This is a genomic window from Cecembia rubra (genome assembly GCF_003014575.1).
GTDB classification, from domain to species: Bacteria; Bacteroidota; Bacteroidia; order Cytophagales; family Cyclobacteriaceae; genus Cecembia_A; species Cecembia_A rubra.
In genome coordinates, this window is the sequence record NZ_PYGF01000009.1 from 19,315 (window position 1) to 40,276 (window position 20,962).

The window sequence follows — 20,962 nt, forward strand, 5'->3', positions numbered from 1 at the left end:
TTATTTTTGGGGTTAAAGATAGCTTTTAAACCTCAGTTTACCTTTATGGTTTTGGGGTTATGGAGGTGTTTTTTAATCAAATAATATAAACCCAATATGGAAAATAATCTTTTTGAGGAATTTGGCCCTGTCACTAAGGAGCAATGGATTCAACAGGCTATTGCTGACCTCAAGGGGAAGGATTTTAAAGAACATTTGGTGTCTAAAACAGCAGATGACATAGAAATCTTACCTTTTTACATGGAAGAGGATATGGTAAACCTCTCTTTTTTGAAAGAGTACCATAACAAAATTCAACCTAATTCCAAGATACCAGGAATGCCTCCAAGGATTTGGTCAAATGTTGTTTATTTAGGAATCAAGGACCAAAATCAGGGGAATGCAATCATTCTGGATGCACTTCAAAACGGATGTGATGCTATAGTGCTTGAAGTGTCCGGAAATGAGGATTTTGACAGCATCCTCAATGGAGTCGAACTTCAATACATTAAAACTTTTCTAATGCCAATTGGGCTTGATCCAAGTATGATATTAGGTTCCTTCTTGGATTGGTTCAACAGTAAAAACTGGGATTTAAATCAACTTCAGGGCGGTCTGCTTTGGGACGGAATGGCCCAACTATTACGAGATCGTTCTGATCTGGACAAAATTTCCCAAGAGTTAGCGACATCAATCAAAATATTGGAATCATTCCATGGTTTTAAAGCTTGCTGCATCAATTTTTCCCATTACCATGAAACTGGAGCCACAGCAGTTCAGGAGCTTACATTTGGAATTGCATCTTACATTGAATTATTGGATTATATAGGGAAGAAGAAAATTCCTGTTCAGAAAGTCTTTGAATCAACAATGCTCCATTTTTCGGTTGGCTCGGATTATTTTGAGGAAATCAGCAAACTTCGGTCTTCACGTATACTTTTTCAAAGTCTTGCAGCTTTATATAAGGTAGAGGTAAATCCAGAAGATATCCAGGTTTTTTGTCAGACTAGCAACTGGACCAAATCCAAAAGGGATGTACATACCAACATGCTCAGAAATACTACTGAGGCAATGGGTGCAATTTTGGGTGGTTGTAATGATTTATGGGTCCGTTCCCATGATGAAGTAATTGCTGAGCCAAATTCTTTTTCCAGAAGAATGGCTAGAAATATTTCAAATATTCTCAGGGAAGAAAGTTATTACGATAAGGTATTGGATCCAGTGGCAGGTAGTTATTTTATTGAAAACCTTATCGCAATGCTGCTGAACAAAGTGAAAGAAGGATTAGAGAAAATTGAAGCCAATGGAGGTTGGTGGCAATTGTACCAAAGTCAAATTATTCAAGAAGAAATTAAATCCACACGCAAAAAGCGACTGACGGGAATACTTCAGGTCCAAAAAACCAAAATTGGTGCAAACAAGTACCTATTGAAAGGAGAAAATTTGGGTTTGTCATCTATGGGAAATGTGGAGGAATTGCCGTGGCAATTGCTTGGCTGTAGAGAAACTGATCTTTTGGAATTTCAAACTGATACTTTAGCATGAGACCCGATATAAAGCAATTGAAGTTTATAAATCAATCTCAATCCAGCAATCTAGATTCCGAGATTTGGGAAACTGCTGAGAAGGTTCCGGTACCTTCTGTATTTTCTGAGGAAGTTATTAAGGGTTTTTCTCATTTGGGATATGCAGCAGGGATTCCCCCTTACTTGAGAGGCCCATACAGTACCATGTATGTTATTAGACCTTGGACAATCAGGCAGTATGCAGGTTTTTCCACTGCAGAAGAATCCAATGCATTTTACCGTAGAAATCTTTCTGCGGGGCAAAAAGGCTTATCAGTGGCATTCGATCTAGCCACCCACAGAGGTTATGATTCTGATCACCCAAGGGTGGTAGGTGATGTGGGAAAGGCTGGAGTGGCCATAGATTCCATTTTGGATATGAAGATTCTTTTCGATGGAATTCCACTAGATCAAATGTCTGTATCCATGACAATGAACGGTGCTGTAATCCCCGTTTTGGCATTTTATATAGTAGCAGCAGAAGAACAAGGAGTAAAGGCACACCAACTGAGCGGTACCATTCAGAATGATATCCTTAAGGAATTCATGGTAAGGAATACTTATATCTATCCTCCCCAACCATCCATGAAAATCATCGCGGATATTTTTGAATATACTTCCAAGAATATGCCAAAATTTAATTCTATATCCATTTCAGGTTACCACATGCAAGAGGCTGGAGCAACAGCAGATCTAGAATTGGCTTATACTTTGGCAGATGGTCTGGAATACTTAAGGGCGGGATTAGCTGCTGGTCTGGATATTGATGATTTTGCACCAAGACTTTCATTTTTCTGGGCAATTGGAATGAATCACTTCATGGAAATTGCAAAGTTGCGTGCAGGAAGATTGATTTGGTCTAAAATTGTCAATCAGTTTAAACCTAAGGATTCAAAATCTCTGGCATTAAGGACGCATTGTCAGACATCAGGTTGGTCTTTGACTGAGCAGGATGCTTTTAATAATGTGACCAGAACAGCCATTGAAGCCATGGCGGCTGCTCTTGGACATACACAATCATTGCATACCAATTCCTTTGATGAGGCCATAGCATTGCCTACAGATTTTTCAGCAAGGATTGCCAGGAATACGCAGCTATATCTGCAGGAAGAGACAGGGATTACCAAAACGGTTGATCCATGGGGAGGTTCTTATTATGTAGAATATCTCACTGACCAATTGGTTAAGAAGGCCTGGGCTTTGATAGAAGAAGTGGAGAGCCTGGGAGGAATGGCAAAGGCCATTGAGGCTGGCATTCCCAAAATGCGGATTGAGGAAGCGGCTGCGCGAAAACAGGCGAGAATAGATAGCGGGAAGGATATTATTGTGGGGGTCAATCGATATGAGACTGATGATCAAGAAGTTTTCGACATTTTGGAAGTTGATAACAAAGCCGTAAGGGACAAGCAGATTGAGCGCTTGAATCAGCTTAAGGCCAATAGAAATCATGAAGAAGTGGAATCAGCTTTAGAGGCCATTACTGAGGCAGCAAGGACAGGAAATGGAAATTTATTGGAACTGGCTGTGGATGCAGCTAGAAAAAGAGCTACTTTAGGAGAAATATCCTTTGCCATGGAGAAGGAATTTGGGAGACATAAAGCTACGGTAAAATCAATTTCTGGGGTGTATTCAGGAGAAGCGAAAGATGACAGAAGTTTTAAAGAAGCCAAGGAATTGGCGGATCGTTTTGCTGAATTGGAGGGAAGAAGACCCAGGATTATGGTAGCTAAAATGGGCCAGGACGGTCATGATAGAGGAGCTAAAGTGATTGCTACAGGATTTGCAGACCTTGGTTTTGATGTGGACATTGGCCCACTGTTTCAGACTCCTGAGGAAGTAGCTATGCAGGCTGTTGAAAATGATGTGCATATAGTAGGCGCATCATCTTTGGCTGCCGGTCACAAAACTTTGGTTCCTGCCTTAATTTCGGAATTGAAAAAGCTTGGAAGAGAGGATATCATGGTGATTGCGGGAGGGGTGATTCCTCCAAAGGACTATGAATTTCTTCATGAAGCTGGAGTGGCTGCTGTATTTGGTCCTGGAACAGTAATTTCCAAAGCTGCCATTGAAATTTTGAATAAATTGATGGAACTCTGATATTGTAAAATCTTAATAAATTATGAGAGGGCTGGAACTAGATTCAGCCCATTTTCATTAAATACAATAACATTTTGGGTTATCTTTGATTAAACTAAACTTAGAGAAATGGTTTTATTGGCAGATTTGAACTTTACTTTACCATGGTCTAATCCGGTATTAATTTTTTCAAGTATCTTATTTATTATTCTTTTTGCCCCCATTTTATTGAACAGGATAAAGATTCCACAACTGATAGGACTGATAATGGCGGGTGCCATTATAGGCCCCAATGGAATCAACCTTCTTGAGAGGGATAGCAGTGTTATTCTATTTGGAACTGTAGGTTTGCTTTATATCATGTTCCTTGCGGGATTGGAAGTGGATATGGCTGATTTTAAAAAAAACAGTAACAAATCAATCATATTTGGACTCTTTACTTTTTCAATACCTATGACTCTAGGTACGCTATCGGGTTTTTACCTACTTGAATTTAGTCTGCCTACTTCCATTCTTTTGGCTTCAATGTTTGCCTCCCATACCTTATTGGCCTATCCGATAATAAGTAAAATGGGAATTGTAAAAAATAAAGCAGTCAATATTGCTGTGGGGGGAACAGTAATCACAGATACATTGGCCCTTTTGGTCTTAGCGGTTGTAGTCGGGGTTTCAGTCGGTGAATTGACAAGTGATTTTTGGATAAGATTGATTATCTCCCTGATCATATTTGCTTCAATTGTCAGTTTTGTGTTTCCGATTCTAGGGAGATGGTTTTTTAAGCGGTTTGATGATAATATTTCCCAGTATATTTTTGTCTTGGGCCTGGTATTCCTTGCTGCTTTCTTGGCTGAGGCTGCCGGTGTAGAGGCCATTATCGGTGCTTTTTTGGCAGGTTTGGCATTAAATAAACTGATTCCACACACTTCACCTTTGATGAACAGGATTGAGTTTGTAGGGAATGCACTTTTTATTCCTTTTTTTCTCATCGGGGTAGGTATGCTCATTGATTTCAGGGTGTTTTTCAATGATTTTGAAACCATCAAAGTTGCAGCTGTAATGACAGTGATTGCAACCCTATCCAAGTACCTTGCTGCCTTATTGACCCAAAAGACTTTTAAATTTTCCTCAGCCCAAAGGGATGTGATATTTGGTTTAAGTAATGCCCAGGCAGCAGCCACATTGGCAGCAGTATTGGTGGGTTACAATGTGATATTGGGTGAAAATGAGAGCGGGGAACCAATAAGGTTATTGAGTGAAAGTGTGTTGAATGGTACAATTCTAATGATTTTGGTCACTTGTACTATAGCTTCATTTGTGGCTCAAAAAGGAGCGGTAAGGCTTGCAATAGAAGAAGAAAATGATGAGGATGAAGTTGACGGAAAAACTGCCCATGAAAAAATTCTTATACCGGTTAATTACCCGGAAAGCATTTCTGAGTTGATCAATTTGGGTGTGACCATCAAAACCCAATCCCAAAAGGATGCATTGATCGCATTGAATATCATTCCTTCGGATTCCCAAGATCCCTCAAAGGAAAAGTATGCGAAAAAACTCTTGGAAAAAGCCAGTATTTGTGCTTCAGCTACTGACAATCATTTAACTGAATTGGTAAGGTATGACTCCAATGTGATAAATGGGATCACCAATGCAGTCAAAGAAAATAAGGCAACAGATATCATTCTTGGTCTTCACAAAGATGCTGGGATCTCAGGCTCTTTTTTAGGAAAACTCACTGAGGGTATTCTTGGGAAAATCAATGTTACTGCTTTGATTTATAATAGTTTGCAGCCTCTAAATACAGTGTCGAGGTATCTGGTTGTAGTCCCTCCAAATGCAGAAAAGGAAATGGGTTTTGCTTTTTGGTTGCTCAGAATCTGGAATTTGGGAAGGAATACAAGTGCCAAGCTTATTTTTTATGGTTCTAAAGAGACATTGAATTTCATCAAGCAGGTCCAGAAGAAATTTAGTGTGGAAGCGGTTTTCGTAGAATTTTCTGACTGGGATGACTTCCTGATTCTTGCGAAAGACCTTAAAGAAAATGATGCTTTGGTGGTGGTGATGAGCAGAAAAAATGGTGTGTCTTATGAGGGGCAAATGGAGAAACTGCCCAAATACCTCAATAAGTATTTTATGCAGAACAATTATATCCTCATTTATCCAATGCAGTTTAACTTTGATGAAAAGGATCTCAACGCTTATGGCGGTTCCCCTTTATTGAAGCCTATTATGACAGGTGTGGATAGTTTGGAGAGCTTTACCCAGTTGGTGGGACAATTGTTCAAAAGGAAATAAAAAAGGCCATTAATGGCCTTTTTTTAATTATCTTCTCCTCTTAGTTTTATAACCGCCCCTTCAAGCAATGTGCTGATTCTCACTTGACAAGCTAATCTGCTTGTAGGGAAATATTCAGGAAGGTTTTCTAATTGATCCAATTCTACATCTGTAGCTTCCCCCAATGCATTTTCTCCCTCAAGGACCTCAACATGGCAGGTAGCACAAAGAGCCATTCCTCCACAAGTTGCTAAAACAGGATATTCAGAGGCCTTTAAAACCTCCATTAAGCTTAAGCCCATATCATCAGGAGCTTCTACTGTCTGACGGTTGCCGTCATGATCTTCAACTGTAAATGTTACCATGTTGTAAAAGAATATTAAAATGCATTTACTCCGTTTACTGTAGTGTATTTGAAGCTGAGTTTTTGATCGGGATAGACGTATTTGAATGCTGAATGCATCATGATAGCAGCTTCATGGAATCCACATAGGATCAATTTAAGTTTTCCTGGATAAGTATTGATATCACCTATGGCATAAATCCTTTCTACTCCTGTTGAGTAATCTCTGGTATCCACCTCAATGGCATTTTTATCAATACTCAATCCCCAATCGGCAATTGGTCCAAGTTTTGGACTAAGCCCAAACAATGGAATCAAATAATCTGTATCGATAACGATTTCTTCTTTGTTTTTTCCTTCTAGCGTGATGCTTGAAAGCTGGCCGTTTCCACCCAATTCTTTCAAATTAGCGGAAAGGATGAGATCAATTTTCCCGTTATTTGCTAAGTCAAATACTTTTGCTGCCGAATCTGGAGCACCTCGGAAAGTTTCGTTTCTATGGACTAAGGTTACTCTTTCAGCGATATTGGACAAGTAGATTGTCCAATCCAGAGCAGAATCCCCGCCGCCCGCAAGGACAACTTTTTTATCTCTGAATGTATCCGGATTTTTGACCATGTAGGTAACCCCTTTACCTTCAAAATAATCGAGCTTTTCAAGGGCAGGTTTCCTCGGTTCAAATACACCCAATCCCCCTGCTATTACGATTACTTTAGCATGAATTTGTGTATTTTCATTGGTAACCAAAATGTAGGAACCATCCTCCTGCTTATTGAGATGCTCTACTCTTTCTCCTAAAGTAAAGGTTGGTTGAAAAGGCTTAATCTGTTCCATCAGATTATCTACCAACTCCTGTGCTTTGACTTCAGGATAACCAGGGATGTCATAAATGGGTTTCTGAGGGTAAATTTCAGAAAGTTGACCACCCACTTGCGGCAGGTAATCTACCAAGTGGCAACGCATCTTCAAGAGGCCCGCTTCAAAAACTGCAAAAAGCCCTACAGGTCCTGCCCCTATGATACAAATGTCAGTAGTAATCATGATATGTGTTTTTTTATTAGAGAAACCAGATTAGCATCAAATTGTTCGTGCAAATATAATTAGTATGACAAGTAATATACTTACTTATCCAAGTTTTTCATTCGAGGTTTTTATAGATTGTATTGAGTATTCTCTTAAATTCTTCGAAATCTCTTTCATTAAGATTTTCCCAAGCCTTTTCTCTGATGAAGGCTACTTTGGGCTTGAGTTCTTTAACTTTCAATTTCCCTGTTTCAGTTAATACCAATTGAAAGCTCCTCCTGTCCTGTGGGTGTGGGATTCTTTCCACATACCCCTTTTTGCTCAGGATGTCAATGATCCTAGTGAGTGTGGGTTGGTCTTTAAAAACCATCTGGGCCAATTCTGTTTGACTGAGCAATTCATTCTCAGATAGGTTTTTCATGACCAGCCATTGGTCTACTGTCAGGTCAAAATCTTCTAACTTGAATTTCCTTTGGGCATATTGCTTCACCCTTCTTGCAGTCCTGTCCAATAGGAAAGAATATTTACTGAATTGCTCCTGTGTCATACCAATAATTAGCATGACAAATATACGGACTTGATCTTGAAAAAAAATAATTATCTATAAAAAAGATAGGGTAAATAGGGTTTAATTTCTTCCCCTTTCCTCATTTCGATATACCAAATTGCCATCCTTGTCCCATTCAGCCCTAATAAAAGGTCTGAAATTTTTTGTAAAAGGTTGATCCTGGTACTGGATTTCCCTTTTTCTGACCACCTTGTTTTTGTGGTTCCAGTATTCAGTCCAAAGTCCGACCTTTTCGCCAAAATGGTATTCTCCTGATACAGCAATTTGTCCATCCTCAAAAAAATGGAAGAAGTTTCCTTCTTTTAGTTCATATTCTATAGGAGTTAGGGTTTCAATTTGTTGAGAAACTTGATTGTAATAGGTGACCCGAGAATCTTTTGGCCAGCCTTCAGAGAAGTGTAGTTTGTCCAACAGGACACTCTTGTCGTCAAATTTCAGCCAGATTCCATGTCTAGTGCCATAAAAAAAATTACCTTCCTCAATGACTGTTTCATTGATGTATTTGGTGTAAGGTCCATGGAGAAGGTAGCCTTTTGAGGGATTAAAATCTTTAGTTCTTACGACATTTTCCGTACGGTCGTACCAAAAAATGTCGCGGATATAAGGGTCAACCACCCTTTTTTCTGTAGTTACAAAGAAATTTTGAAGTTGGGTTTGGCTCCTGAAATTGGTTCTGATTCTTACTCTTTTGGTTTTTTCCCCATAATAAATATTCTTCCTGTTGCTTTTCTTCTCTTTTTTCTTTTTCTCTTTACGTGCACTTTCATCAAATAGCAGCAATGGTAGTGTGGTAGGCATTAGTATATCACTTACTACCCCGGATGAATCAGGGTCTTCAGCTTTGTTTTTCCTTTTTTTATTCTGGGCCAAAGCAATTTGGCTGATCTGGACAAGTATAATAATAAAAACGAGTTTGCGGATCATGTCGGTAAAACGCAGCAGTTAGATGGAATATTTTGTGTTAAATTTACAAATACTTAATCAATTCCAAGTTTTGATTTAGAATTAATCATTGTTATCCGTATTTTTGGCCGAATTTATTAAACCTACCATAAAATGACATCAGTTCTATCCGACCGCATCAATCAAATGGAAGAATCGGCTACTTTGGCTATGGCCAAAAAAGCCAGGGAATTAAAAGCCCAGGGAATAGACATCATCAGCCTGAGTTTGGGTGAGCCTGATTTCAAAACTCCCAAGCATATTCAGGAGGCTGCCAAGGCTTCCATTGACGAAGGAAAATATTTTGCTTACCCTCCTGTAGCAGGATACCAAGACCTTAGGGAAGCTATAGCCAAGAAACTCAGGGAAGAGAATAAGATAGCAGATGCCAAGGCTGAGAATATTGTCGTTTCAACAGGAGCAAAGCACAGCATTGCCAATGTCTTCATGTGTATGATCAATGAAGGAGACGAGGTGGTGATCTTTTCTCCTTATTGGGTTTCCTATGCTGAGATCATCAAATTGGCAGGTGGTATACCTGTTACGATTGAAGGTTCACTGGAGAACAATTTCAAAGCAACCGCAAAGCAGTTAGAGGAGGCAATCACTGATAAAACAAAAGCGATCATCTACTCTTCCCCATGCAATCCAACAGGGTCTGTCTTCAGTAAGGAAGAGCTGGAAGCAATCGCAGAAGTAGTTAAAAAGAAGGAAAATCTTTTTGTCATTGCCGATGAAATTTATGAATTGATAAATTTTACTGGAAAGCATGCCAGCATTGCCTCTTTCCCAGGGATGTTTGAAAGGACTATCACAGTAAATGGTTTTTCTAAAGGGTATGCCATGACTGGTTGGAGAGTAGGGTATATTTGTGCTCCTTTATTTATTGCCAAAGCCTGTGAAAAAATGCAGGGCCAATTTACATCTGGAGGTACAGGGATTGCCCAAAGGGCTGCATTAGCTGCTATTTCAGGAGATCAGACAGCTTCTAAAGAAATGGAAAAAGCTTACCTGAATAGAAGGGATCTGGTTCTGAAACTTATCCAGGAAATTCCAGGCTTTAAAACCCATGTTCCAGAGGGTGCGTTTTACTTCTTTCCGGATATAACTTATTTCTTTGGAAAATCTGCTAATGGTTTTACAATAAATAATGCAGATGACTTTTGTATTTATTTACTGGAGAAGGCCAATGTTTCTCTTGTGACAGGAGAGGCTTTTGGTGCTCCAAATTGCGTTAGGATATCTTATGCTGCTTCTGAGGAGGAGCTTGTTGAAGCTATGAAAAGAATTAAAGAAGCCTGCGCAAACCTGAAATAATTGTTAGTTTAAAATTTGTACTAAGCCTTCCTTTTATACATAAGAGGAAGGCTTTTTTTTGTCCAAAGTTCGACAACAAAATAAATAGTGTGTTCGGATGGTCAAAATTCAATTGAATGTGTTGTCCAGTTTTTCCTATAATTCGCATAAAATAGAAATTTTTCAATAAAAAATTAACTTTTGATTTTGCTAATAATTTGGTGAGGGCTGATTTTTACTATAATTTATTAATTCTTCTATCTAGAAACTTATTTTTTCGATTTATCAATAATATGAAAAAAAAAGTATTCTAAAAGCAAAAAAATAGCTTTAAAATGAATTTTTAGGAAACTCACTTAATTTTTAATTAGTGTGCTTTTATATGGTTGTAAAGCAGTTTAGAACTTTGTAATTCTAATATTTCTCTGTATTTGATTTTTCAATAAAATCGATTTGTTGTTTTTTTGCTAAAAAACCAAAAAAAACTAAGTCAAAGTTTTGGATTGTATTAATACTCTTGCTTATATTTGTTTCGGGTGATTAAGCAACTTTTTCTGCTAAATGTTTTTATTGAAATTCGAATGGGGGTTATTTCGATAATTACTTTTTCTGACCTTCATTTAATGAATAAAATCCGCAGCGATGCGGATTTTTTTTATTAGGTTAGTGTAAGTTTTCGATTGTTTAAAAAAGCTAATGAGAGCTATGTTAAAAGCAGATATTGCAATTTTTCAATTGATATTTATAGTACTGACGCTTTTTTTTGTCCCAATTAATAGAACACTGGCCCAGGATTCTACATACTATGAAAGTTATAAAAGCTGTCTTACCACTAGATTATATATTTCAAGGAAATATACTTCCTTGACTGTCAATGATAGGTTAAATGATAACCGTTGGAGCTTTCAACCAAATTCTAATTTAAATCTTGGTGTTGGTGCCACTTACAATGATGTTACTTTAAATATTGGTTTAGGATTTGGTTTTATGAATCCGGAAAGGGGAAGGGGAGAAACAAAGATGCTGGATCTCCAAGCCCATATTTACCCAAAGAATTTTGTGATCGATCTTTTTGGACAATTTTATACTGGCTATTACCTGCGGAGGTTTAATGAGGAGCTTTATACCATAAATCCTTTTCTTTATCCAGATTTGACAGTAAGGATGTTTGGTGGTAATTTTCAATATTTGTTTAATGGTGATAAGCTGTCCATGAAAGCGGCTTTTTTGCAAAGTGCCAGGCAAAAGAAATCAGCAGGTAGTTTTTTGGCCGGATTTGAGGCCTTTGGGGGATTTGCAGATAATGAAGGATTGTTCTTTTCGGAGGATCAGGTACCTATTGACCGAAATTTTTCGAGGTTAGGTTTCTTTCAGTTCGGGCCTAATGCAGGATACGTTCATACCTTGGTTTTCCTAAAGCATTTTTTTGTCACAGGGATGGTGTCCACTAATTTGGATTTGGGAAGGAATTACCTCGCAATTGAGGAGAGGAGGAATTATAAATGGAGTGTCCAACCTAATTTCTTTGGAAGAGTATTTATTGGGTATAATTCCCCCAAATGGTCGATCAATTCAAATTATGTCCGAAGCTATGTCCGGATGTCTGCTGTTGATGAATTTAATCCGGCATTTATTACTGGTAATTACAGGATCAACCTCATATATAGGTTTATGCCCGGGCCCCAACTTAAAAAGTACCTAGATTATGTAGAGCCATCAAGGTTTTTGACGCCAGGGAAAAGACAAAAGGGCAAAAAATAAGTCCTAGCCCGGGATTTTTATTAGATTTACCATCATTTCATTAGTATATAAACCTAAAAACATGTTAGATACATTTGGCATTGAAAGAGTATTGGAAAGGCTTGGAGTGAGCAAAAAGAATCTGGGAACTTCAACCGGTAACCAATGGATTGAAACCAAAGGAGATTTTATCAGTTCTTTTTCTCCAGTTGATGCTGCTTTAATAGGTGAAATTCAGATAAGCGATAGGTCATCTTATGAAGTAGTAATCCAGAAGGCAGAGGAGGCTTTTAAGATTTGGAGAGCTAAACCTGCACCACAAAGGGGGGAGATTGTAAGGCAGATTGGCAACGCACTCCGGGATGTAAAAGAGGATTTGGGTAAGTTGGTTTCCTATGAGATGGGTAAATCCTATCAGGAAGGTTTGGGAGAGGTGCAGGAAATGATTGACATCTGTGATTTTGCAGTTGGTCTCTCAAGACAATTATATGGATTGACCATGCATTCCGAAAGACCTGGTCATAGGATGTATGAGCAATGGCATCCAATTGGTCTGGTAGGAATCATTTCGGCATTTAATTTTCCTGTAGCTGTCTGGTCTTGGAACAGTATGATCGCCTGGGTTTGTGGAGACGTATGTATTTGGAAACCCTCTGAAAAAGCGCCTTTATCCGCTGTAGCCTGCCAGCATATTGTGGCAAGGGTTTTTAAAGAGAATGGCCTTCCTGAGGGGATTTCCAATCTGATTGTTGGAGATTATAAGGTGGGTGAAATGATGACCAAAGATAAAAGAGTACCTCTTATTTCTGCCACAGGATCTGTCCGTATGGGTAAGATTGTAGGTCAGGAAGTTGCTGCCCGATTGGGTAGGTCTTTGTTGGAGTTAGGGGGCAATAATGGGATCATCATCACCGAAAATGCCGATTTGGATATTGCTGTAAGGGGAGCCCTGTTTGGTGCAGTGGGAACGGCTGGTCAGCGCTGTACTTCCACGAGGAGATTAATCATACAGGAGTCTGTGTATGAGACAGTAAAGGAAAGATTGGCTTCCGCTTACAGTAAACTTGTGATCGGGAATCCATTGGATGAGAAGAATCATGTGGGTCCTTTGATTGATAAAGCAGCGGTGGAATTGTATCTACAGGCAATTGAAAAAGTAAAGGCTGAGGGAGGAAAAGTAATAGTAAATGGAGGAGTTTTGGATGGTCCCGGGTTTGAATCTGGTTGTTATGTAAAACCTTGCATCATAGAGGCGGAAAGCCATTTTGAAATGGTTCAGGAAGAAACATTCGCTCCTATCTTATATATAATGAAGTACAAAACTTTGGATGAGGCCATAGCGATGCACAATGGAGTCCCTCAGGGATTGTCTTCTGCCATCATGACCTTAAATATGAGAGAGGCTGAGGCTTTCCTTTCCGCATCGGGCTCTGATTGTGGTATAGCAAATGTCAATATTGGTACTTCTGGTGCTGAAATAGGTGGTGCCTTTGGCGGAGAAAAAGAAACAGGTGGAGGAAGGGAGTCCGGATCGGATTCCTGGAAGGCTTATATGCGTAGACAGACCAATACAATCAATTACAGCAAGGCCTTGCCATTGGCACAGGGAATTAAGTTTGATATTTGATAGTTTTTCGATGAGGGAGAATTTCCCTCATCGAAATAAAGTTGTAGTGAATGATGATAGAAAAAATACAATATTCATTTTCAATGGATTAATTAATTGAGGATGATTTTTTGAAATTAAAATTTGCAGCGAAAAAAAATAAATCTACCTTTGCAATCCGTTTGGTAAGCAAATGGTTCTAAAGGAAAGTTAGCACAGCTGGTTCAGAGCATTCCGACTAAAGTCGGAAGAGTCGGCAGTCCGAATCTATAAAATTAATGGGAAGTTAGCTCAGCTGGTTCAGAGCATCTGCCTTACAAGCAGAGGGTCGGGGGTTCGAATCCCTCACCTCCCACAAACGACCTTAGAGAAGATCCAAATTAAAATTAGGGAAGTTAGCTCAGCTGGTTCAGAGCATTCCGACTAAAGTCGGAAGAGTTGGCAGTCCGAATCCTTAAGAGTTAATGGGAAGTTAGCTCAGCTGGTTCAGAGCATCTGCCTTACAAGCAGAGGGTCGGGGGTTCGAATCCCTCACCTCCCACAAGGCCCCATTTTGGGGCTTTTTTTATTTTATGTCCTGCTACTTTTACATATTGTATTCTGAAATTTTGGACAGGTTTTACATTGGCCACACCTGTGATTCTCCTGGTCAGAGGCTGAAAAAGCATTTATCCAACCATAAAGGTTTTACGGGAAGGACTGCTGATTGGAAATTGGTATATCAGGAAGAATATCCGGATAAGGTTGGGGCATATGCCCGGGAAAGGAAGGTAAAATCTTGGAAAAGCCGTAAGAAGATCAAGGAATTGATAGAAAGTTAGCTCAGCTGGAACAGAGCATCCCGACATACAGTCGGGAGGGTCGGGGGTTCGAATCCCTCACCTCCCACAAGGCCCCATTTCGGGGCTTTTTTTATTTTATGTCCTGCTACTTTTACATATTGTATTCTGAAATTTTGGACAGGTTTTACATTGGCCACACCTGTGATTCTCTTGATCAGAGGCTGAAAAAGCATTTATCCAACCATAAAGGTTTTACGGGAAGGACTGCTGATTGGAAATTGGTATATCAGGAAGAATATCCGGATAAGGTTGGGGCATATGCCCGGGAAAGGAAGGTAAAATCTTGGAAAAGCCGTAAGAAAACAAAAATCATATAAAAACATCTTAGTTTTTAAATGATCATAAAAAGAGCTATTCATTTTTTGAATAGCTCTAATTTTATTGATAGAAGGTCAATTCACTCTCAACGAAAACCCCGCCTTCACCCATCTTCCCGGCATCTGTACAAATCCGGCTTCTACATAATCTGAATTAGTAATATTGGAGACCTCAGCGAAGAATCCCAGTTTTTTAAGCCTATTGTAGTCCAGGCGGGCATCCAGTAAGAAATAGGGATCCAATGCGATTCGCTCTATGTACCTTCCTTTTACAGTAAGTTCTATCTTTTGAATAAAATCTGCCTGCAAGCCCGCAATTACCTGATGACGCAAGGAATTCAAAGCTAATCTTGATTCTACCCCTTCAGCCTGGACCAGATCAGCATTGATGTAGTTATAGCTTAAACTAACTTCACTTAATTTTGCCTGCTTGCCTCCCAGATTCGGAGCATACTGAATGGCAGTTTCTATACCCCTAAAAGTTACTTCACTGATGTTTCTGGGGGTCCATCGGTTAGGGTTTGGCTGAACAGTACTGGGATCCCTTGTATAGTCTATCAGGTTTTCCGTAAACCTGTAAAAGTATACAATCTCTGCATTTATCCTGCTTTTATTCAACTTCCATCCAAATTCATAGTTCCATGCTTCTTCCGGCAAAAGATCCGGGTTGCTGAAATTGCTGGGATCTTGGTAATACAGTTCAGTAAAAGAAGGAATTCTAAAACTGGAACCAAAATTGGTGTAGAATCTAGAAAATTTATCCACTTGAAAACCTAATTCTGCCCCGGGAAAATGTCTCCAGCCAAATTCATTGTAGTAGTTGGAATAAAGGCCTGCCCTTGCATCAAATTTCTCCAGAAATTCAATTCTGTGTTCAGCAAAGATGCCAATGAAACTTCTGTTTCTTTCTCCTAGATTGCTGCTGTTGATCCGTTCTTCCCGGGTCTCAATACCAAGTCCTGTGGTTCCCCATTGATGGGTGTAGGCACCATTGATCTCTAGGGCCAGCACATCGGAAGTATGGTTGTTGGTGAAAAACTCCGGTTCATTTCTTCTCAACCTGAATTCATCTACATTTCGTCTCCAATAGCCACGGCTTTGCACAAATAGCCCTTTGTTTCTGTAGGAATGGCTAAGTGCGCCGAGATAGGTCTGGATACTTTCCCATTGGTCAGGAAACGCATTGGTATAAAATCCATTGGCTCCAAAAGTCCTATCTGTGTAGCCTAACATGCTGTTGAATTCGTGTTTGTCATTCAATTCATACCCTGATTCATAAAATACATTATTGACCTTAAAATCTGAATTATACCAATGGCCATCTGATGCATCATGGGATACAGAAAATGTCTGCTTGTATTTTCCAATGGGGAGAGAACTGATAATATGCCCTCCCCGCATTCCAAAATCACCTCCAAATCCCTGAATATTCAAACTTTTGGTTTCGGGAAGCTCTGTTACTATATTGATGGCACCTGCATAGGCATTCTGTCCAAAAATCCTGGATCCCGGGCCTTTCAATACCTCAATCCTTTGTATGGACTGGAAAGGTACGGGAATATTCATCATATGATGGCCGGTTTGAGGGTCAGTCAACTTGATGCCATTAAGTAGCATCAATGTCTGTTCAAAGCTGCCTCCTCTAATCCCAATATTGGCCTGAACTCCACTTACCCCTCTTTGTCTTACATCCACTCCGGGGGTAAAAGAAAGCAGTTCCTGTACACTTCTGGCAGGAGTAGTTTCAATTGCTTTCCTTTGGATGACAGAAATGTTTCTGGAAACTTTGTTGAAAGGGATTTCTAATCTGTTTTCAGAAATAGTGAATTCCCTCAGCTCTACTGTTGAACTGTCCTGCTCAACAGGCGCATGGTTTAGATTTAAGGTTAAAAAAGCAGCAAGTACACTTAATTTCATTCAGTTGATGGTTTATTTATAGGGCCGAAAGTTAAGCATGATTATTATCAAATAACAAAAATTGGCATTTTCATACACTTTGGTCAAAAACGGTAAAGATTCTTTTCTGTTGGTTTTTTCTTCAAAGTCCAATCAGTAATTTTAGCAGGTTGAACAAAATAAAAAACTTATGTATAGAATGAAGCAAATTAAATTTTTTTTCCTGTTGATGTTATGGGGGATTTCAACGACGGTTTTTGCGCAGATGATGGTATCAGACCACAAAGATGCTGCTTTCACTGAATTTGGATATAGGCAAGGCTCCCCAATGAGAACTGCTTCGGGTAAACCAGGTCCTGCCTATTGGCAAAATGGTGCAGATTATCAGTTGGAAGTAACATTGGACGAAAAAGAGCATATTTTAAAAGGAAAGGTTCACATTACATATAAAAATAACAGTCCGGAAAACCTTGATTTTGTCTGGTTGCTGTTAGAGCAAAACAGATTTACACCAGAATCCCGAGGAACTTTGACAACCCCTGTTCAGGGAAATAGATACAGTGGTGATATTGATGGAGGATATAAAATCAGCAATGTAAAAGCTCAGGTGGCAGGAAAAAATAAGCCAGTGACATCTGATTATTTTATAAGTGATACAAGAATGCAAGTCACTTTTTCTGAGCCAATACCAGCCAACGGAGGTCAGGCCACTGTTTCCATGGACTTTGAATTTAAAGTACCAGAAAAGGGCATGGACCGAATGGGACGTCAGCAGGTAGAACATGGAGTAATTTATTCCATAGCCCAATGGTATCCCAAGGTGGCAGTATTTGATGATGTGACAGGGTGGAATATAGATCCATATTTAGGTGCCGGAGAGTTTTTCCTTGGATATGGTGACTTTGATTATAAAGTCACTGTTCCTTTTGACCATATTGTAGTGGCTTCAGGAGAATTGGTAAATCCTGCACAGGTTTTGACCCGGGAACAACAAAGAAGAATGAAGGCAGCATCAGAAAGTGATGAACGTGTTTATATCGTTACTCCTGATGAAATTACAGACTACTCAAACACCAGGCCTAAACAAGAGGGAATGCTTACCTGGCATTTTAAAATGAAAAATTCCAGAGATGTTGCCTTTGCTTCTTCGAAAGCTTTTATCTGGGATGCTGCCAGGATCAATCTCCCAAGTGGTAAGAAAGCATTGGCGCAATCCGTTTATCCTAAGGAAAGTGATGGTCAGGAAGCTTGGGGCAGGTCTACAGAATATAGCAAGGCCTCTGTAGAGCATTATTCTGAAATGTGGTACGAGTATCCCTACCCAGTTGCAGTAAATGTGGCTTCTAATGTGGGAGGAATGGAATACCCTGGCCTGAATTTCTGTAGTTTCCGATCTAAAGGAGAGGGTCTTTGGGGTGTGACAGACCATGAATTCGGACACAATTGGTTTCCTATGATAGTAGGTACCAATGAAAGGAGACATGCCTGGATGGATGAAGGATTCAATACTTTTATTAACTATTATTCTTACCTAGCCTTTAATAATGGAGAATATACCAATAACCTGATCCAGACCAGACGATATACAGGTTGGCTGACCAATAAAGACAGAGAACCTATTGCTACTCATCCAGATAGGACTCAATCCAATAATTTGGGAATGGTAGCTTACTATAAGCCTGCTTTGGGGATGATCATGCTCAGAGAATATATATTGGGCCCCGAAATATTTGATAAGGCATTTAAGTCTTATATCAAAACTTGGGCATATAAGCATCCTCAACCCACAGATTTTTTCAACCATATGGAAAATGTGTCGGGGGAAAATCTTGATTGGTTTTGGAAGGGCTGGTTCTACAGTAATGCCAATATTGATCTGGCCATTAATGGCGTCTATCCTTATGGTGCCAATTATGTTGTCAGTCTTGCCAATTTAGGCGAAATGCCTATGCCGGTTTTATTGGAAATTACCTATGAGGACGGTGAAAAGGAGAGGAAAAAGCTTCCGGTTGAAATTTGGTTCAAAGGGAATCAGTGGAATCACCTACTAAGGGTTAATAAAAAAGTAGTTGCCGTTGAAATTGATCCTGATAAAGTAATTACAGATATCAATTCCGGCAATGACAAATGGCCTTCATCACTTTACCAAGATTAAATTTTTAAGCATTCTTAAAAAAACACAAAGTACTCTTCTTTTTGAGTACTTTGTGTTTTCTACTTTGGGCCAAAAAATTAATATTCATCATTGATTTCAATCCAATAACCGTCAGGATCTTTGATATAAATTTGCTTGATTCCATCAGGACGCAAATTCACTTTTCCCTTGTTTCCCGGCCAATCTCCGAATTCAATACCTAAGTTATTTAGTTTGGCTATAAATTGGTCCATATCCGGAACGCTAAAGCAAATATGGTTATTCTTATTGATAGTAATCGGTTCCCAAGGAGCTTGGATGATATGTAGTGATAAATTATTGCCTATATCAAACCAAGCATGAAGCCCATCCTTAAAGGGCTCATCCAGTTCGGTAAATTGAAAGACTTTCGAGTAAAAATCCGCACTTCTTTTAAGTTCTTTTACATAAACTGCTATGTGTGTGATTTTTGCCTGGGCTGTGACTGTATGACTCATGATTGATAAACAGATAATTCCGCCTAAAATAACAAACGATTTTTTCATAGGTCAATGAGGGTTTTGTACTTGAAGTTAGCAAAAAATTAATAAAAAGGGTTTGGATTGACCTTCTTTATCAGGATAACAATATGATGTAATTAACCAAAAAGGGAACCGTATTGAGGTTCCCTTTTGGTTTTATTCAATGACCAATAACAGTTTATTCTTTGCCGGATTTTGGCGCAAAAGCCAGTTTTTCAGCTTCTCCAAAAAGGTTTAAAGCTTGTAGGTAGATTTCATTGATGTCGTTGATGACCTTGTAGAAAGCATTGTCATCAAAGACATTTCTTCCCATATGAGCCTTAAGCAGGATTTTCAGATAATCTTTGGACTTCCTAAAGTCTTTCTCATCGAACTTCACCTTATTCTTCTCCCCAACTTTGATAAGAGCCTGAAGCATATCATCTGTAATCTTAAAGTTTTTGTAGTAGGTATCGAAGCTCATTCCCTCAAATTGCTTTTTGTTTTTATCCAGGTAATCCAATATAAATTCTCTGGCAGAGTCTGAATTGAAGAGCCTGTTTACATAAGCACTGCTCATAGTAGTGTCTAATGATACAAAGAAGTCTGGCATGATGCCACCGCCTCCATATACAGCTCTACCTGAAAGGGTTTCATACCTTAAACTATCATTGAATTTGATGCTGTCCGCACTAAAGAATTCCCCGTGTTCAAATCTATAAGTCCAGTCAGAAGAGTAATCCTGATCATCACCATAAGGTTTTTGGATAGATCTTCCTGAAGGAGTATAATACCTTGCTATTGTCAGCCTCAATTCAGCACCATCTGAAAGATCAATAGGCATTTGGACCAATCCTTTTCCAAAAGACCGTCTTCCCACAATTAGCCCGCGGTCATTGTCTTGAATCGCACCAGCCACAATTTCTGAGGCAGATGCACTTCCTTCATTGATCAGTACAATTACAGAACCGTCTTCAAAAAGTCCTGGTTTTATGGCATAGGCCTTTTGATTATAGCGGTTTACCTTACCCTTTTGGGAAACAATTAGGGCGTTTTCGGATAAAATTTCATCAGCGATGTTAATAGCTGCGCCCATATAGCCTCCTGGATTGCCCTGCAAGTCAAGTATTAGCTTTTTCATGCCCTGGTCTTTCAGTTCTCTTATGGCTTTCTTGAACTCCTCATGGGTAGTCGCTGCAAATCTGGTTACTTTCACATAGCCGATTTCCTGGTTGACCATGTAAGAAGCATTGATGGAATATTGTGGAATCTTGTCCCTAGTGATTTCAAAAGGCAACAATTCTTTCTGGTTTTTCCTTTTGATTTCTACATTCACTTTTGATCCCCTTGGTCCCCTCAATAAATCAAAAACATCACGATTGGTTATACCTGTTCCTGCAACAGTTTTCCCATCTACTTTGATAATCTGATCTCCGGATTGGATACCAAGTTTTTCGGAAGGCCCCCCAGTGAGGGGAGCAACTACATAGATCGTATCCCTGATAATTCCAAATTCTACTCCTATTCCATCAAATTCACCATCTAATTGGGATTTGGCAAGAGTAGCATCTTTGGCTGGAATATACGAAGAGTGCGGGTCAAGCTTTTCAAGCATTCTCTGAATGCCGTACTCAACCAATTCATTGGTGTTCACACTGTCTACATAATCCCTATTGATGTATGTAATGATTTCCTGAAGCTTGTAAATGGCTGCCTTCAGGTCATTTCTGTCAGTTTTTGGTTCAGCAAAAGTGGCTCCTATCCAGATACCTGCCGAAATGGCCAAAGCAAGTAGTAAGGGTAGTCTGATTTGCTGTTTGGTGTTTTTGATTTCGCTCACTTGATCCTACGATTTAATTGTTTG

The 20,962-nt window shown here is 39.3% G+C and carries 16 protein-coding genes and 3 tRNA genes; 12 read left to right on the forward strand and 7 right to left on the reverse strand.

From position 1 onward, the window contains the following. The first annotated feature begins 96 nt into the window (after positions 1–96). The 3 genes from CLV48_RS14975 to CLV48_RS14985 all read left to right on the forward strand — a co-directional run bounded on the left by CLV48_RS14975 (position 97) and on the right by CLV48_RS14985 (position 5,912). A complete protein-coding gene (locus CLV48_RS14975) occupies positions 97–1,524 on the forward strand; it encodes a methylmalonyl-CoA mutase family protein (RefSeq protein ID WP_106568115.1) in 1,428 nt (475 codons plus the stop codon). After that, positions 1,521–3,641, forward strand: a complete 2,121-nt coding sequence (gene scpA / locus CLV48_RS14980) for a methylmalonyl-CoA mutase (RefSeq protein ID WP_106568116.1) — start codon at positions 1,521–1,523, stop codon at positions 3,639–3,641. Before CLV48_RS14975 ends, scpA begins: the two co-directional genes overlap by 4 nt. Before the next feature lie 108 nt (positions 3,642–3,749). Next, positions 3,750–5,912, forward strand: a complete 2,163-nt coding sequence (locus CLV48_RS14985) for a cation:proton antiporter (protein WP_106568117.1) — start codon at positions 3,750–3,752, stop codon at positions 5,910–5,912. A gap of 23 nt (positions 5,913–5,935) precedes the next feature. Here CLV48_RS14985 and CLV48_RS14990 read toward each other — a convergent pair whose 3' ends face one another. The 4 genes from CLV48_RS14990 to CLV48_RS15005 all read right to left on the reverse strand — a co-directional run bounded on the left by CLV48_RS14990 (position 5,936) and on the right by CLV48_RS15005 (position 8,749). Then, complete coding sequence (locus CLV48_RS14990) at positions 5,936–6,256, reverse strand: 2Fe-2S iron-sulfur cluster-binding protein (RefSeq protein ID WP_106568118.1); 321 nt, start codon at positions 6,254–6,256, stop codon at positions 5,936–5,938. Between the two features lie 14 nt (positions 6,257–6,270). Further along, positions 6,271–7,275, reverse strand: coding sequence for an NAD(P)/FAD-dependent oxidoreductase (locus tag CLV48_RS14995; protein ID WP_106568119.1), 1,005 nt, complete (start codon positions 7,273–7,275; stop codon positions 6,271–6,273). A 97-nt stretch (positions 7,276–7,372) separates the two neighbouring features. After that, the gene (locus CLV48_RS15000; protein ID WP_106568246.1) at positions 7,373–7,804 is read right to left on the reverse strand and encodes a MarR family winged helix-turn-helix transcriptional regulator; all 432 of its coding nucleotides are present in this window, start codon (positions 7,802–7,804) and stop codon (positions 7,373–7,375) included. Between the two features lie 81 nt (positions 7,805–7,885). Continuing rightward, complete coding sequence (locus CLV48_RS15005; protein WP_106568120.1) at positions 7,886–8,749, reverse strand: toxin-antitoxin system YwqK family antitoxin; 864 nt, start codon at positions 8,747–8,749, stop codon at positions 7,886–7,888. A 132-nt stretch (positions 8,750–8,881) separates the two neighbouring features. Between CLV48_RS15005 and CLV48_RS15010 the strand changes: the two genes are divergently transcribed. The 8 genes from CLV48_RS15010 to CLV48_RS15045 all read left to right on the forward strand — a co-directional run bounded on the left by CLV48_RS15010 (position 8,882) and on the right by CLV48_RS15045 (position 14,568). Continuing rightward, the gene (locus tag CLV48_RS15010) at positions 8,882–10,084 is read left to right on the forward strand and encodes a pyridoxal phosphate-dependent aminotransferase (protein ID WP_106568121.1); all 1,203 of its coding nucleotides are present in this window, start codon (positions 8,882–8,884) and stop codon (positions 10,082–10,084) included. 675 nt (positions 10,085–10,759) lie between these two features. Beyond that, a complete protein-coding gene (locus CLV48_RS15015) occupies positions 10,760–11,824 on the forward strand; it encodes a DUF4421 domain-containing protein (RefSeq protein ID WP_106568122.1) in 1,065 nt (354 codons plus the stop codon). Positions 11,825–11,885: 61 nt separating this feature from the next. Then, positions 11,886–13,430, forward strand: a complete 1,545-nt coding sequence (amaB, locus tag CLV48_RS15020) for an L-piperidine-6-carboxylate dehydrogenase (protein WP_106568123.1) — start codon at positions 11,886–11,888, stop codon at positions 13,428–13,430. 259 nt (positions 13,431–13,689) lie between these two features. Continuing rightward, a tRNA-Val gene (locus CLV48_RS15025) sits at positions 13,690–13,764 on the forward strand. Positions 13,765–13,875: 111 nt separating this feature from the next. Continuing rightward, positions 13,876–13,950, forward strand: a tRNA-Val gene (locus CLV48_RS15030). Positions 13,951–13,981: 31 nt separating this feature from the next. Beyond that, positions 13,982–14,230, forward strand: a complete 249-nt coding sequence (locus CLV48_RS15035; protein ID WP_106568124.1) for a GIY-YIG nuclease family protein — start codon at positions 13,982–13,984, stop codon at positions 14,228–14,230. Then, positions 14,224–14,297 (forward strand) — tRNA-Val (locus CLV48_RS15040). Before CLV48_RS15035 ends, CLV48_RS15040 begins: the two co-directional genes overlap by 7 nt. A gap of 31 nt (positions 14,298–14,328) precedes the next feature. Beyond that, the gene (locus CLV48_RS15045) at positions 14,329–14,568 is read left to right on the forward strand and encodes a GIY-YIG nuclease family protein (protein ID WP_106568125.1); all 240 of its coding nucleotides are present in this window, start codon (positions 14,329–14,331) and stop codon (positions 14,566–14,568) included. Between the two features lie 75 nt (positions 14,569–14,643). Here the strand turns inward: CLV48_RS15045 and CLV48_RS15050 are convergent, their stop codons facing one another. Beyond that, the gene (locus tag CLV48_RS15050) at positions 14,644–16,485 is read right to left on the reverse strand and encodes a TonB-dependent receptor (protein ID WP_106568126.1); all 1,842 of its coding nucleotides are present in this window, start codon (positions 16,483–16,485) and stop codon (positions 14,644–14,646) included. A gap of 178 nt (positions 16,486–16,663) precedes the next feature. Here CLV48_RS15050 and CLV48_RS15055 point away from each other — a divergent pair, with 178 nt between their 5' ends. After that, positions 16,664–18,619 carry a M1 family metallopeptidase gene (locus CLV48_RS15055; RefSeq protein WP_211299950.1) on the forward strand — a complete coding sequence of 652 codons (1,956 nt, stop codon included), beginning with the start codon at positions 16,664–16,666 and terminating at the stop codon, positions 18,617–18,619. A 77-nt stretch (positions 18,620–18,696) separates the two neighbouring features. Here CLV48_RS15055 and CLV48_RS15060 read toward each other — a convergent pair whose 3' ends face one another. Together CLV48_RS15060 and CLV48_RS15065 are read right to left on the reverse strand one after the other, a co-directional pair. Continuing rightward, a complete protein-coding gene (locus CLV48_RS15060) occupies positions 18,697–19,095 on the reverse strand; it encodes a VOC family protein (RefSeq protein WP_245889572.1) in 399 nt (132 codons plus the stop codon). 202 nt (positions 19,096–19,297) lie between these two features. Then, positions 19,298–20,938, reverse strand: coding sequence for a S41 family peptidase (locus CLV48_RS15065; RefSeq protein WP_106568129.1), 1,641 nt, complete (start codon positions 20,936–20,938; stop codon positions 19,298–19,300). Between the last annotated feature and the right edge of the window lie 24 nt (positions 20,939–20,962).

Coding starts and splice junctions, on each gene's coding strand:
- CLV48_RS14975 (WP_106568115.1), top strand. CDS start 97: ATGGAAAATAATCTTTTTGAGGAATTTGGCCCTGTCACTAAGGAGCAA.
- scpA (WP_106568116.1), top strand. CDS start 1,521: ATGAGACCCGATATAAAGCAATTGAAGTTTATAAATCAATCTCAATCC.
- CLV48_RS14985 (WP_106568117.1), top strand. CDS start 3,750: ATGGTTTTATTGGCAGATTTGAACTTTACTTTACCATGGTCTAATCCG.
- CLV48_RS14990 (WP_106568118.1), bottom strand. CDS start 6,256: ATGGTAACATTTACAGTTGAAGATCATGACGGCAACCGTCAGACAGTA.
- CLV48_RS14995 (WP_106568119.1), bottom strand. CDS start 7,275: ATGATTACTACTGACATTTGTATCATAGGGGCAGGACCTGTAGGGCTT.
- CLV48_RS15000 (WP_106568246.1), bottom strand. CDS start 7,804: ATGACACAGGAGCAATTCAGTAAATATTCTTTCCTATTGGACAGGACT.
- CLV48_RS15005 (WP_106568120.1), bottom strand. CDS start 8,749: ATGATCCGCAAACTCGTTTTTATTATTATACTTGTCCAGATCAGCCAA.
- CLV48_RS15010 (WP_106568121.1), top strand. CDS start 8,882: ATGACATCAGTTCTATCCGACCGCATCAATCAAATGGAAGAATCGGCT.
- CLV48_RS15015 (WP_106568122.1), top strand. CDS start 10,760: ATGAGAGCTATGTTAAAAGCAGATATTGCAATTTTTCAATTGATATTT.
- amaB (WP_106568123.1), top strand. CDS start 11,886: ATGTTAGATACATTTGGCATTGAAAGAGTATTGGAAAGGCTTGGAGTG.
- CLV48_RS15035 (WP_106568124.1), top strand. CDS start 13,982: ATGTCCTGCTACTTTTACATATTGTATTCTGAAATTTTGGACAGGTTT.
- CLV48_RS15045 (WP_106568125.1), top strand. CDS start 14,329: ATGTCCTGCTACTTTTACATATTGTATTCTGAAATTTTGGACAGGTTT.
- CLV48_RS15050 (WP_106568126.1), bottom strand. CDS start 16,485: ATGAAATTAAGTGTACTTGCTGCTTTTTTAACCTTAAATCTAAACCAT.
- CLV48_RS15055 (WP_211299950.1), top strand. CDS start 16,664: ATGAAGCAAATTAAATTTTTTTTCCTGTTGATGTTATGGGGGATTTCA.
- CLV48_RS15060 (WP_245889572.1), bottom strand. CDS start 19,095: ATGAGTCATACAGTCACAGCCCAGGCAAAAATCACACACATAGCAGTT.